The 13,631-nt window shown below is 62.7% G+C and carries 12 protein-coding genes; 3 read left to right on the top strand and 9 right to left on the bottom strand.

What is annotated here, in order from left to right; genetic code table 11:
• The first annotated feature begins 1 nt into the window (after position 1).
• Together DSD19_RS00300 and DSD19_RS00295 are read left to right on the top strand one after the other, a co-directional pair.
• A complete protein-coding gene (locus tag DSD19_RS00300; RefSeq protein ID WP_113668129.1) occupies positions 2 to 1,825 on the top strand; it encodes an ABC transporter ATP-binding protein in 1,824 nt (607 codons plus the stop codon).
• Positions 1,822 to 2,703, top strand: coding sequence for a ribokinase (locus tag DSD19_RS00295; RefSeq protein ID WP_113668128.1), 882 nt, complete (start codon positions 1,822 to 1,824; stop codon positions 2,701 to 2,703). Before DSD19_RS00300 ends, DSD19_RS00295 begins: the two co-directional genes overlap by 4 nt.
• Before the next feature lie 49 nt (positions 2,704 to 2,752).
• On the opposite strand, the gene DSD19_RS00290 is transcribed toward DSD19_RS00295, so the two are convergent.
• Entirely contained in the window at positions 2,753 to 3,187 is a 435-nt protein-coding gene (locus DSD19_RS00290) for a DUF1489 family protein (protein ID WP_113668127.1), read from the bottom strand.
• Between the two features lie 157 nt (positions 3,188 to 3,344).
• Between DSD19_RS00290 and DSD19_RS00285 the strand changes: the two genes are divergently transcribed.
• Entirely contained in the window at positions 3,345 to 5,609 is a 2,265-nt protein-coding gene (locus tag DSD19_RS00285; protein ID WP_113668126.1) for an adenosylcobalamin-dependent ribonucleoside-diphosphate reductase, read from the top strand.
• Positions 5,610 to 6,268: 659 nt separating this feature from the next.
• Here DSD19_RS00285 and DSD19_RS00280 read toward each other — a convergent pair.
• The 8 genes from DSD19_RS00280 to DSD19_RS00255 form a co-directional block, all read right to left on the bottom strand.
• Positions 6,269 to 6,472, bottom strand: coding sequence for a hypothetical protein (locus DSD19_RS00280; protein WP_113668125.1), 204 nt, complete (start codon positions 6,470 to 6,472; stop codon positions 6,269 to 6,271).
• A gap of 60 nt (positions 6,473 to 6,532) precedes the next feature.
• Entirely contained in the window at positions 6,533 to 7,873 is a 1,341-nt protein-coding gene (locus tag DSD19_RS21335) for an MBL fold metallo-hydrolase (RefSeq protein WP_133260333.1), read from the bottom strand.
• 217 nt (positions 7,874 to 8,090) lie between these two features.
• The gene (locus DSD19_RS21330) at positions 8,091 to 8,591 is read right to left on the bottom strand and encodes a hypothetical protein (RefSeq protein WP_133260332.1); all 501 of its coding nucleotides are present in this window, start codon (positions 8,589 to 8,591) and stop codon (positions 8,091 to 8,093) included.
• Between the two features lie 277 nt (positions 8,592 to 8,868).
• On the bottom strand, positions 8,869 to 9,243 hold the full coding sequence (locus DSD19_RS00270) for a hypothetical protein (protein WP_113668123.1): 375 nt from the start codon (positions 9,241 to 9,243) through the stop codon (positions 8,869 to 8,871).
• Positions 9,244 to 9,475: 232 nt separating this feature from the next.
• Positions 9,476 to 9,829, bottom strand: a complete 354-nt coding sequence (locus tag DSD19_RS00265) for a hypothetical protein (protein ID WP_113668122.1) — start codon at positions 9,827 to 9,829, stop codon at positions 9,476 to 9,478.
• The gene (locus tag DSD19_RS00260; RefSeq protein ID WP_113668121.1) at positions 9,826 to 11,700 is read right to left on the bottom strand and encodes a TniQ family protein; all 1,875 of its coding nucleotides are present in this window, start codon (positions 11,698 to 11,700) and stop codon (positions 9,826 to 9,828) included. Before DSD19_RS00260 ends, DSD19_RS00265 begins: the two co-directional genes overlap by 4 nt.
• Complete coding sequence (locus DSD19_RS21325) at positions 11,697 to 11,963, bottom strand: hypothetical protein (protein ID WP_133260331.1); 267 nt, start codon at positions 11,961 to 11,963, stop codon at positions 11,697 to 11,699. Before DSD19_RS21325 ends, DSD19_RS00260 begins: the two co-directional genes overlap by 4 nt.
• Positions 11,960 to 13,105, bottom strand: coding sequence for a metallophosphoesterase (locus DSD19_RS00255; RefSeq protein ID WP_113668120.1), 1,146 nt, complete (start codon positions 13,103 to 13,105; stop codon positions 11,960 to 11,962). Before DSD19_RS00255 ends, DSD19_RS21325 begins: the two co-directional genes overlap by 4 nt.
• Positions 13,106 to 13,631 lie beyond the last annotated feature (526 nt).

Raw genomic sequence — 13,631 nt, 5'->3', positions numbered from 1 at the left:
CTTGGCGGACCCCGTTCTTTCGGTTCAGGACCTGACCACCTCCTTCCGCGTCGACGGCCAGTGGCGAAGCGTCGTGCGCAATGCAAGCTTCGACATCGGTCCGAAGGAAACCGTGGCTGTGGTGGGCGAGTCGGGCTCTGGCAAAAGCGTGACCGCGATGTCGATCATGCGCCTGCTGCCGCCCGGCAATGCGCGCTGCACCGGCCGGATCGCGTTCGAGGGCGAGGACCTTCTGGCCGGGCCGCTCGACCGGATGCAGGCGATCCGCGGCAACCGGATCGGCATGATCTTCCAGGAGCCGATGACCTCGCTGAACCCAGTGCTGAAGATCGGCAGCCAGATCACCGAGGTGCTGCGCCAGCATCGCGGGCTGGACGGCGCCGAAGCCGAGGCCGAGGCGGTGCGGCTTCTGGACCGGGTGCGCATCCCTTCGGTGAAACAGCGGCTGGGCGAGTATCCGATGAACTTCTCGGGCGGCATGCGTCAGCGGGTGGTGATCGCCATCGCGCTGGCCTGTTCGCCGAAGCTGCTGATCGCGGACGAGCCGACCACCGCGCTTGACGTGACGATCCAGGCGCAGATCCTCGAACTGATCAAGACGCTGCAGGAAGAAGAGGGCATGTCGGTCCTCTTCATCACCCATGACATGGGCGTGGTGGCCGAGATCTCGGACCGGACCGTTGTCATGTATCGCGGAGAGGTGGTCGAGAAGGCCACGACCGAGGCGATCTTCCGCGAGGCCAGACACCCCTATTCCCGCGCGCTCCTGTCCGCGGTGCCGCAGCTGGGCGCGATGGCGGGCCAGGACCGGCCGCTGCGCTTTCCACGGGTCGACATGGCGACGGGCGAGATCGCGCCGCCGCCGCCCACCGCCGATACCGTGCGTGCCGATGCGCCGCCGGTGCTGAAGGTCGAGAACCTCGTCACGCGCTTTCCGGTCCGCAAGGGGCTGCTGCGCCGGGTCGTGGGCCGGATCCATGCGGTCGAGGACATCTCGTTCGAGCTGCGCCAGGGCGAGACCCTGTCGCTGGTGGGCGAAAGCGGCTGCGGCAAGTCGACCACCGGCCGGTCGCTGATCCGGCTGGAAGAGCCGTCGGGTGGCACTGTCGGGATGGACGGGCATGACGTGCGCGGGGCCGGGCATTCGGAGCTGACGAAGATCCGCCGCGACGTGCAGATGATCTTTCAGGACCCGTTTGAAAGCCTCAATCCCCGCATCCGTATCGGCGAGGCCATTGCCGAACCGATGATCGTGCACGGGCTCGTCTCGCATCGCGAGGCGCCCGCGCGGGTGGCCGACCTGCTGGAGCGGGTCGGGCTGTCGGGCGAGATGATGCAGCGGTTTCCGCATGAATTCTCGGGCGGCCAGCGTCAGCGGATCTGCATTGCCCGGGCGCTGGCGCTGGAGCCGAAACTGATCGTCGCCGATGAATCCGTCTCGGCGCTGGACGTGTCGGTGAAGGCGCAGGTCATCAACCTGATGCTCGATCTGCAGGAACGCTACGGGCTGGGATACCTGTTCATCAGCCATGACATGGCGGTCGTGGAACGGATCAGCCACCGGGTCGCGGTGATGTATCTGGGTGAGATCGTCGAGATCGGCCCGCGCGCGGCCGTGTTCGAGACCCCCCGGCACCCCTATACCCGCAAGCTGATCGCGGCCGTTCCGGTGGCCGACCCGTCGCGCCGCCGCCGCCGGGTGGTGGCGGGCGACGAGATCCGCAGCCCCTATCGCCCGGCCGATTATGTCGCCCCGAAACGGCTTTACCGCGAAGTCGGAGAGGGGCATTTCGTGCAGATCCACGAAAGCGAGGCCGCCGCATGATCGTCACCTTCGGATCGCTGAACGCCGACCTGATCTTTTCGGTCGAGACGCTGCCGCAGCCGGGCCAGACCCTGATGGCGCAGGGCTTCACCACCGAGGCAGGCGGCAAGGGCGCCAATCAGGCGCTGGCCGCGGCGCTGGACGGTGCCGAGGTGGCGCTGGCGGGGGCGGTCGGGCAGGACGCGTTGGCCGAGGTCGCGCTGGCCGGGCTGGCGGGCCGGGTCGATCTGACGCGCGTGGCCCGGCTGGAGGCGCCCACCGGCTGTGCCGCGATCCATCGCGATCCCGAGGGCCGGAACGAGATCGTGGTCGCGGGCGGGGCCAATCTGGCAGCCTCGTCGGGCAGCGTCGAGGATGCTCTGCTGGACCGCGCCTCGGTCCTGCTTTTGCAGATGGAGAACGATCCGGCCGAAATCGCCCGGCTGATCCGGCGCTGTCGCCCGGCGCGGGCGCTGTCGATCCTGAACCTCGCCCCGGCCTATCGGCTCGATCCCGAGGTGCTGGGGCTTTGCGATCTGATCGTGGTCAACGAGGACGAGGCGGCGGCGATGGCGGGCTGGCTTGGCTGCGCGCCCGATCCCCGGTCGCTGGCCGACGTCACGGGCGCGGGCATCCTGCGGACCCTCGGCGGCGAGGGGGCCGAACTGTGCTGGCAGGGGCAGGAGATCGCGATCCCCGCAGTGCCCTGCACACCGAAGGACACGACTGCTGCCGGGGACTGTTTCGTCGGAGTCTTCGCCGCCGCGCTCGACCGGGGCGAGACGGCCGGGGCGGCGCTGCGCCGTGCCGCCGCCGCCGCCGCCATCGCCTGTACCCGGATCGGCAGCCAGTCGAGCCTGCCCGAGGCCCGCGACACCGATGCGCTGCTGGGGCACTGATCGCGCCGGACCCGGTCCCGTCGCATCCGACGAGCCCGGGGGCATGGCTTTACCGCACGCCGATTTCGGCCAGCGCTGCCATCAGTTGCGGCGGCAGGTCATCCTCGTCCGGGCGGGTGGCGGGCAGATCGCGCGGCGCGTCGCCGGCCTCGAGATAGCGCCAGCCCTGGAACGGGCGGCGTGGCACCGCCTCGGTGCGGATCACCTCGGGGTCGAGCACGATGGCGCAGCGCGCAATCCCGTCCTCGCCGGTGAGCTCGTCGAGCCTGAGAACGCGCTGGCGCGCGAGGATCGCGCCCTTGAAGACCCAGTAAAGCGAGCCGCCGTCGAGCAGGTCGGCCGCGCGTTTCGGCCACATCCGGGTGACATGCCGGGGCAGGCCGTCGGGCAGGGCGGCACGGCGTGCGGTCTGCCAGTCGATCAGGTCCTCGACCCGGTCCGCACCGACGCAGAGCTTCACCAGATTGACATGGCCCCCGGCCATCCTGTTCCCACCAGATTCTGTTAACGAAAACCCAACCTAAGCTAGCCGTAGCGGAGTTCAAGCAGTTCCGGCGCATATACGGGCAGTGGAGCGGTTGCACTGCCGGGGCTCAGCCCCTATGCTGGTCTACCTCTCCGCGCACCCGAGGATTCCCCGCATGAGCCGTTTCGCAGCCCCCATCGCCGAGCAGATCTGGGACATGAAGTACCGCCTGAAGGACGCCGAGGGCGCACCAGCCGATGGGACGGTCGAAGACACCTGGCGCCGGATCGCCCGCGCCCTGGCCCAGGCCGAAGCCGACCCCGCGAAATGGGAAGAGGTGTTCTTCGGGGCGCTGGAGGATTTCAAGTTCCTGCCCGCGGGCCGGATCACCGCGGGCGCCGGGACCGGCCGGGCGGTGACGCTGTTCAACTGCTTCGTGATGGGCACGATCCCCGACAGCATGGCCGGCATCTTCGACATGCTGAAAGAGGCCGCGCTGACCATGCAGCAGGGCGGCGGCATCGGCTATGATTTCTCGACCATCCGGCCCAAGGGCGCGGATGTGAAGGGCGTGGCGGCGGACGCCTCGGGGCCGCTGTCCTTCATGGATGTCTGGGACGCGATGTGCCGCACGATCATGTCGGCAGGCTCGCGCCGGGGTGCGATGATGGCCACCATGCGCTGCGACCACCCCGATATCGAGCAGTTCATCATCGCCAAGCAGGACCCGGCGCGGCTGAGAAACTTCAACCTCTCTGTGCTGGTGACCGACGCCTTCATGGAGGCGGTGAAGGCGGGCGGCACCTGGGAGCTGCAATTCGACGGCAAGGTCTATCACACCGTCGAGGCGCGCGATCTGTGGAACCGGATCATGCGCGCGACTTACGATTACGCCGAGCCGGGCGTGATCTTCATCGACCGCATCAACCAGATGAACAACCTCGCCTATTGCGAGACCATCGCGGCGACGAACCCCTGCGGCGAGCAGCCCCTGCCGCCCTATGGCGCCTGTCTGCTGGGGTCGATCAACCTCGCGCGGCTGGTGGCGGAGCCCTTCGAGGCGGGGGCCGCGCTGGACGAGGCGGCGCTTGAGACGCTGGTCGCGACCGCGGTCCGGATGATGGACAACGTGGTCGACATCTCGCGCTTTGCGCTCGACGCGCAGCGCCACGAGGCGCAGGCCAAGCGGCGGATCGGGCTGGGCGTGACCGGGCTTGCCGATGCGCTGCTGATGGTGGGCCTGCGTTACGGGTCCGAGGAGGCGGCGCGTCAGACCTCGCGCTGGTTGCACCGGATCGCCCGCGCCGCGTATCTGGCCTCGGTGCAATTGGCGAAGGAGAAGGGGGCCTTCCCGCTCTTTGACGCCGAGAAGTATCTGGAAAGCGGGGCCTTGGCGCATATGGATGCCGATGTCCGTGCTGCCATTGCAGAGCACGGCATCCGCAACGCCCTGCTGACCTCGATCGCGCCGACCGGCACCATCAGCCTTTATGCGGGCAATGTGTCCTCGGGGATCGAGCCGGTCTTTGCCTACAGCTACAAGCGCAAGGTGCTGCAGCGCGACGGCAGCCGGACCGAGGAAGAGGTCGTGGATTACGCCGTCCAGCTTTGGCGCGACAAGTTCGGCCAGGCCGATCTGCCCGACTATTTCGTGAATGCCCAGACGCTGTCGCCTTCGGAACATGTGCGGATGCAGGCGGCGGCCCAGACCTGGGTCGATTCCTCGATTTCGAAGACCATCAACTGCCCCGAGGATATCGCCTTCGACGCCTTCAAGGACGTCTACATGCAGGCCTACGAAACCGGCTGCAAGGGCTGCACCACCTACCGGCCGAACGATGTCACCGGGTCGGTCCTGACGGTCTCGGAAAGCTCGGACGAGACGCCCGAGGCCGAAACCGGCGCCGATGTGGTCTATCTGTCCGACCCGCTGGACCGGCCGCATGCGCTGGAGGGCAACACCTACAAGCTGAAATGGCCTGACAGCGAACACGCCATCTACATCACCATCAACGATATCGTCATCGCGGGCCGCCGCCGTCCCTTCGAGGTCTTCATCAACTCGAAGAACATGGAGCATTTCGCCTGGACCGTGGCGCTGACGCGGATGATTTCGGCGGTGTTCCGGCGCGGTGGCGATGTGAGTTTCGTGGTCGAGGAACTGAAGGCCGTCTTCGACCCGCGCGGCGGGGCCTGGATGCAGGGCAAGTACATCCCCTCGATCCTGGCGGCGATCGGCGGCGTCATCGAGCGGCACCTCGTCGCCATTGGTTTTATCGAAGCTGAAGGCAAGGGGCTGAAGGCCGATCCGAAGTATCAGGCGATGGCCGTCGGTGACACCGCCCGCGGCCCTGCCTGCCCCAGTTGCGGGACGTTCGGAATGCACATGGTCGAGGGCTGCATGACCTGCGTGAGCTGCGGGTATTCCAAATGCGGCTAGCGGTCACATCCCGCGTTGAGTCAGAGAAAGCAGATGAATGCGCAAACGGAAGCATAAGTCTGCGCAAGGGGTGTCAAGGGCGAAACGTACCGCCTCGTGCCCTTGGTCTGCTCTCTGACAAACGGTGATAGAGGCGCTGGGGCAGACGCTCCGGCGCCTTTCGCGTATGGAGGGGATGTGCGGCTCGTGGCATGAAGCTGCGGATCCGGCGAAGGGCCGTCGTGCCGCCGCTATACGCGCCTGAGCATGGCACTGCGGCGCTCGCAATGGAGAGACTCCGGACACGAGGTCGCCTAGAAGCGGTGGGAACTCAGGTGTAGACCGTGAAGCCGACGCAAGCTGTCGCTACGGTCCTGAGTCGATATCAGCGTCGGAGAGATTGTCAGGTGCCCGTCACAGCAAAAGATGTCTACGCCGACACCATGGGCGTCTTTGGAGACGACGTTGACCTGGACCCGGTCGAACGGGGCCTCAAGCGCCAGAAGGTGATTTCCGGCCGAAGACTGGTCACCTTTCTTGTCCGCCACCAGCGTGAGATCAGACCTGAGTGACGCGTCGCGATGGCTTCCTGGGCTAATGGGCTCAACGCTACCTACGAAGACACTGAGCGTCGCAGCTCTGGAAAGGGACTGGTGGCTTCAAGGGGGCGTAGTCCCCGCTCACGTCCGGCGCTGCATCATGATCTGTCCTCGAAGGGCGGTGACCTGCCATTCGCTGCGCCGACCACGAATGACTGTAGTGCGCAGGAAACGGACAGTCGCGCTGACGACCCAGACGGCCGTCAGGCGGATGAAGCTGATGGACGGCGCGCCGCCCTGATGATGCGGGACGGTGCAGAAAAGGGGCATTACCGCATAAAGCATTTCTACTGCATCCGGGCTCTGCGTGGAGTAAAGAACTCTCAATGGAGAAAATCTAATTTCTCATGGTTTCCAGTTCGGCAAGCAGCGGACAGAAATGGTTTCCTCCACTTCCGATTTCGAGTTGCCAGTTACAACCGAGAGGAAGCGGCCCATTGATGCCACACATTGCACCATCTTGCTCCCTGGATGCTTCCACTTGGAAAAGGCGTCGGCAGCCACGATATAAAAAGATGCGTCGATGTTCTTTACTAATTCTGGATTGTGATTACGGTCCGACCCGTGGTGAGGAACGGTCAAGGTAACGGTCTTTCCCATATATATACCGTAGTGCTTTGCAAAAGCCGCAGCACGTATCTTGGCTTTTAGCGCGGCATCGCCCGTGGCGAGCCAGCCGATTTCTTGGAGCGGTGTTGGTCCAAAACAATACGAGCCGAGACTAGCTTGGTACACGCTTTCCGTTGAGCCATCTCTAGCCTTCGGGCCCGAGTAGAGACATAGTGAGGTCAGATTAAAATCGTTCGCGACGACTTCATATGCTGCCGTGAGGTCGGGTACGCCGTTTAGCAGAAGGTCTGCGATATTCTGTGTGTCCGCAAGCCAAGACTTCAAATCTGAAACGGGCATTCCACGAGCTGAAGCTAGTTCACCTAGGAAAAGATCTTTCTTAGACTGAATGGTGGGGTCAATGAATGGCGACAGGATCCATTCAAAGCAGCTTTCCCCACCGGCAGTCGCGATTGCCAGAGTGTCGTCAACCTCTGCAACATTTGTAACCGCCTCAGTCCCATCGGACTCGGTGAATCGCTGCTCATACTCGTATCCTGTACCTTGACCGATCAGTTTCCAGTACAGGCCCCCAGCGCGTTCGCCTCCCCACACGCGAGGAATGTCCGGCGCGCCCTCCGGACCGTCGTCATCTTCCCCTGTTGAGCCCGGAGCGCCACCATCTGGTGAACCACGCCTAACAAAGAGAAGCTGCCGCGGTCCCAATCGTCCCAGTGCATTCGCTGGATCCACGATTAGTTCGCGGAAGAACGTATTGTTGATCGTGGCCGGGTCCTCGTTGACTGCTCTGGCATACGCAAACAGGCGGTCTGCGACGTTGATGAGCGGCATCACGATGGTATCGACCTTCAATCCCTTCGTTCTGTCCAACAGACGTTCGATTCCACTGATGTGGTCGAAGTGGATATGGGAAATGAACAGCACGTCCAGTTCGGCATTCGCGCCAACGGCACTCAGATACTCGTCAATACTGGCATTGCGTTCAATCTCATATTTCTTCATCGCTCCGCAGTCGTAGACGTACCGGAACTTCTGACCATCCTCAGCTTCCAATTCTGCAGTATGGAAGAAGCCTTGGCCGACGGCGCGCTGGTGGCGACGGTTGATGAGTGTCATCTTTGTGTCCTTAGAGCGTAGCCATAAACGCGGCGCGGTATCCGATGCATCCCGCATAGCTTTCATTCAAGCCCAGAAATTTGCGGAACCTTGTCAGGAATTACCGTTTTGGAGAAGTTGGAACGTAGCGGCTTGTCTTAAAAAAGGCCAACCCGGGTTGCGGTCACCGTTGCAGAACGAACACGACAGTCGCCTTGGACTTTATGCAGCTTCAAGTTCAATGGGATGGCTCTTGAATTCTGGCTTCCGTGTAGCGGGCGGCTATTTCCTCTAAGTCAGCTCGTTCCATGCACGCCTCGACGGACGACCCAAGAACGGCCACCGCCGCCGTCACAAGCTGCTCGTAGCGCGGAACCATATCTTGGCTCTCGCCGTGGATTACGCAGTTTCTAACCCACGAGACCGGTTCAAATGAGAGCCGAAGCTCGGCCGGGGCCTGACGCGCCCGCCATTCGGGCACCAGGTTTCCCAAAGCATCGAATGTGACTGTCCATCGCCCTGGTGGGGCGTTCCATAGTATTGTCTTCGCAGGATCAGCTTTCTGTACGTCGAAGAATTCCTGCCCAAGGCGCTCGGCAAGCTTTTGCCAGTCTCCGTAAACTGGACCGCCATCTGCGCCGCGCGCGAAGCCGCTTACTCTGGTAAGTGCGTACTCTAGTCGTGAAAATGTAAGAAATAACTCGAACACCTGCTTATTCAGACCCTCTTCAACGTACATCTGATCTCCTTTGCCGATGTTGATAGGCTCTTCTGCGAAGCTGCAGGCAATTAGACTGCCCGCTTGGCGAGCATGTTAGTGAGCTATGATATGCCATCGACTGGTGATGCGCGAGAGTGCAGTCATAGCACGGATGTCTGCTTTGGGTGGGAGCAGTCATCAGCTGCGCGATCCATGAACGGCAGTTGTGGGTCGGGAGCAGCGGCGCTTCCGGCTGAGGTCTTACACCTGCGCATCATGCGGTCCCTAGCTGACTCACGAAGGTCTCGAGGCGAAGTCACTTCGCCGCTGTATCGTCAGCCGCCGTCGAGAGAAGTGCTTCAAGGAGCCCTGGTTCAAACCAATTCCGGTCTTCCAGAACCTCTGCGTCGACAACGGTCGGTTGACGCTTCAGCTCTTCCAGGCCAGAGGCCATGATGCGTGACATACGATATCCGCCGCGACGGCATAGGTAGACGGAGCCTGATCGACCAAGGAAGCGGTATTCGAGGTCATCCGCATGAATGGCCTGGATGCCTGAGTTTATGCGCCATGCATCCCCACTGAGATACCCGCCGCGCCAGCCGCCCAACACCCTGAGCTGAGTGAAAGCTCTGTCCCGCGTCGCAAACGAAACGTTCAGGATCACCCAGTCGTCAGGTGAATAGTCCATGTGAGTCTTCTCCTTAGTTCGTTGTCGGGAGTGCAATATGTGGTGGGCGTGACACCGCCGGCCAGGGATGAAGCCCGATGCAAAGACTGCATAGGGGTTTGCGCTCGTCATGCCGTGAAGCGGGGTGACCGAGGGCTTCGGGGGATCCCGTTTCAGCTCGATCGCAATGCTGGCCAAGTGGCCTGGTCTGTCTCGCAAGTGGTATGCCTCGCGTGGCGAAGCCGCTCGTCACCTACTTGTCGTCGAACGGAGCCAGGATCGTTCTCAAGAATTCATATGTCTCTTCCGCCACGTCCTCCGCAGCTGAAGCAGGCAGGTCGTGATACCAGAACGACATTGGCAGGGTTGGCTGAATCCAAGCGGGCTTCGCGTAGGTGTTGTCGAGACGAGCGATAAATTCCGCAAACTCGGCCTCATGGGCTTTGATGGCTTGGCTCCGGGGGCCAGTAAGTTTTTCGCAGTGAACGAAGACAGTGCATTTTTCGCCCAGAACCAGCGCGTAGATGCATGGGATTTGATGCGCCTCGCAGTAGTTGGCATGATCCGTCACATCATGGCGGTCATACGTCGTGATGAGGTATTTCATTCCCCGTCTTTCCCCTTGTTTTGATGGGTTCTTGGTTTTGTGGAAGCAAGGTCAGCTGCGGTAGCGACATTGCGCTCGAAAACCGCGCCGTAGTCCTGCCCGTCTGGACTGAAGGGCTCGATACCCGCAGCCGCCAGCTTGGGCCGGAGCGCCTGCCAGGGCATGCCAAGCTCGACGGCCATGCCGCGCAGGGTCACGAAGCGGTCATGGAATGCTGCCAGGTCGCCTGGCGCCAGGAAGCGCTGCCGTGCCTTGGTCTTGGGGTGTCGGCCTTCCGTGGACGGGACATGTCCCTCCCGCACCAGCCGCATGGCGGCGGAGCGTGTCAGACCGCACTGGCGGGCGAAGACATCGATACTGAGGCCGGGGGCCTCGGGGCGATCCAGGAGGCGTTCGATCTCGCCTTTCGTGACCACGATGCTGGCGTAGCCATCGCGGTTGGTGTGCCGACCGATCCGCTGAACCCTGCCACCCTCGAGAAGCTTCAGGACCGTGCCGGGCGAGACCTTGAGGCTTTGCGCGGTCGTCGGGATGTCATCCCAGCCGTGCATGGTCACGTAGATCGGCTCGGCTCCGGTCAAAAGGCTTTCCAGATGCAGGTGCGCGGCACGGACGTCCCATAGCGGCTTGTGATCTCCGCCGTCGATCGCGGGCGGAAAATGGCCCTCGTTCCTCAAAAGCTCGAACTGTGAGCGGGACATGCTCAATGCTTCCTGGAAGTCCTTTGCGGACACCAGGGTGTTGATCCGGTCGAGATGCGGCTGCGCCGCCGTGGCATCGAACAGCTCCCACTGGTCATCGCGGCCGGTCTCGGCGGGCCGGACGAGATCGACATCGACCAGCAGCTTGCGCAGGCGCCGGGGATCCATGCCAAGCTCGCGCGCGGCGGTCCGGACCGAGTGAACCTTTCGCTCCAGCACGGGCTCCCCCATGAGGTCGTCCCCTGGACCTAGTGGCCAGGTGCTCGCGATGTGGTCGCGGAGAAGCTCCCGGAAGGGGGCGTAGGCCTCGCCCAGGAGGTCGAACGCGAGCCTGTCGTACAGCGCGCCGTACTTCTTCTTGGGGCCGTCGGTCGGCTCGCCAATGGTCTCCTGCAGCTGCATCAGGGTATCGCGGACCGTCGCTTCCCCTTCGGTCGCGAAACGGAAGCCCATCTCGAAGGACATCCAGGCACGCTCCGGGCCGAACTTCTTCCACTTTGGGTATCTGACCGCCCAGATGGCGCGGCCGAGCAACTCGCAGAAATGTGCTGCGGCGTAGAGGTCGAACTGATCCAGCCAGCTCTCCGTGGGGGTGCCAGCAAGGCGCGCCTCGATCCATTCATCGAACGGGTTGGGGGCGCGAAGCTCCTTGTCCAGTTTTCCGGCCCATACGCCGGGCGCGATCTCTGCCAAGCGAGCGGCAGCGTCGTAGCGCCGGCTGACATTGGCCTCGGCCCATAGCGGAACGAGAGGATGGTGATGCTTCAGGCAGAGTGTCACAGGCCGGAAGAGCCAGTGGCCCCTGATGTACATGTCGCCTTCAAAACGGTCTGGGGCGGCTTCCGCATCCTCCCGCAGACAGGCAGGGCAGCCCCGGACGGTGCTTTCCTTGATGGCCTTCGCATGAAGGCGATTGCCGCGGAATTCATGCTCCCGGTTGCCCAGGTAGCGCGGCGACCAACGCCGTAGGTCCTCGACGTCAGTCGCGCTGAGATCTGCCAGACGCGCCAAGGCCTCAGGACTGCCGTCGATCACCTTGCTGAAGGGCAGCCCCATGTCGGTACAGAAGCCCGTAGTATCAACGCCGTTCATCGCGGCGAGGCGAGATACGAAGGAAAAGGCCGTTTCCCGATCCTGGAGATCGGGCGCGAGGGGGAGTGGTGTGGTCAACGCGGCGCCTCGTGGTCTTTTTGGCCTTCCTTGCCAGGCTCGGCCTCTTCCATGCGAGAAAGCCTCGCTTCGGGGCATCGATCCTGATGAGCGTAAAGCAGGTGGTCGGGGATCGGCGGAGCGCTTTCGACAAAGCGTTTTACGCGCTCCGGATCAGGTTCAGCCGAGTGCGTCGTACCCCGGTAGGCGATGACGACATGGACAAGCCCAACCAGGCAGACCAACATCCCCGAGATCGAGATGACTGCATCAAACGGCATCATTCAGAACCTGGCCGTGGCTGGCCGAGCGCGACGATGACATCGGTCGCGTAGTACGCGTCACCTTCCGGCACGATAGGGCTGGCGCATCCCCTCAAAACGTGGCGCAGAAAGGCGCGCGTTTCGGGTGCGAGCTTGTTCACCAGGACAGGAACGCCGGTTTCGCTGCACCGAAGCGCGTACTCGAAGTCCTGCTCGAGTGCCTGTCGGTCGGCCGGCAGTTCCCTCATCTCATTCGAGGACTGTGTGTTCGGCGCCGCCGCAATGAAGCAGACCTCCGCCAGGTCATCCTCGTCGTCGCCATGATCTTCGTCCGGATAACCGATCGAGATATTCTGAATGCGGGTCCCCGCGAGGGTGCAGGACAGCCGCCGGTGCGAATGTCCGAAGAACCAGGTTTCGATGTCGCTCCGCTCGAGGACTTCTGTCAGGTCCGAGTGGAAGGCTGGCGTGAGGCCATCGATTGGGCCTGCGGCGGACGGGTGCGGGCCGTGGTGCGTGACGACAAAGGTCCTGCCATTGCCGGCGAAATGTGGGGTCGCCAGTTTTTCTTCCAGCCAAGCGCGGTGTTCCCGATGCACGGCGATTATGTCCTCAGGCGTAACCGGGACTATGCGGCGCGGCAGCACCTGGTCCGGGTCAAGCCACACATGACCGAGCACTTCGATGGAGATCATGTCGAAATCGCGCATGAATCGGCGGGCGAAGTTCTTGGCAGCCTCCTGATCCCCCAGTAGGTCAAAGTCCGTCCACAACGTGGCGCAGAGAAACCGGTCGCTGCGGTGGCGGAGTTCGGTCTTCTGCGCGAACCAACTCCCGCTTGCGTGAACCAGGTCACGCAGCCGGTTCTCGCCGTCGAGCCGCCCAGAATAGTAGTCGTGGTTGCCGGGAACGACGTAGATACGATCGGCGGACACATAGCGGGTCAGGTATGCGAGCGCGTCCTCCAGAGACGGGCCGAAGGTGTCGGACAGGTCACCTGGGACGATCAATGCATCGACGTGTTCCTGGAGCAGCCGATCTTCGAGGCCGTGGAATTGGAGTGGGTTGCTGCCCAGCCAGAAATAGGACCGGAGATGCAGATCGGCTATTACTGCGACCGGTCCGCCATTGTCCGGGATTTCGATAACAGTGGGGCTCGGCAACTTGGACTCCTGAACGACCTACATAGCCCCGCAAAGGAAAGCGGGAACTAACACGTCTGATGGGCTATTTAGGGGCCTGATCCATCAGCATTTTCGCTTGGTCTGTCGCAGCCTTGTCGTGTGTGCAAGCCCCTCGCAGCGCTCACAATTTTTTCGCAAAGGTCGCGGTCCCACTAGAGGCCAAGAGCTGCTGGCCGTAATCGGGATTCAGAAATATTATTCGCAAACGCTCTGAAGGCTGGATTTCGGAGTTTTTCGCAAACTTGGGACGTTCAACGAGGCGAATCTGCGCCTTCAGTCCAGAGAGCGCGTCGCATCTTTCGAATCAATCAACGTCGCAAGGCGGCTGGCCAGGGGGAGCCGTGACCTTTTCTCACGCGATGCGGGGTTGGGCATAGCGCTCGAAGAGCCCGCGCGAGCCGCCCGCCTGACTTTCAACTCAGCGCGGACTAGGTCGTGTTGACAAAAGGGATTCCGCTCGTGCGTAGGGTATGATTCAAGCTGGCATCTGCGATGGAGACCAGCT

The organism is Rhodovulum sp. BSW8 (assembly GCF_003314725.1).
Taxonomy (GTDB): domain Bacteria; phylum Pseudomonadota; class Alphaproteobacteria; order Rhodobacterales; family Rhodobacteraceae; genus Rhodovulum; species Rhodovulum visakhapatnamense.
Note: the sequence above shows the minus strand (reverse complement) of the source record. Positions and strands in the feature narration are given on the sequence as shown.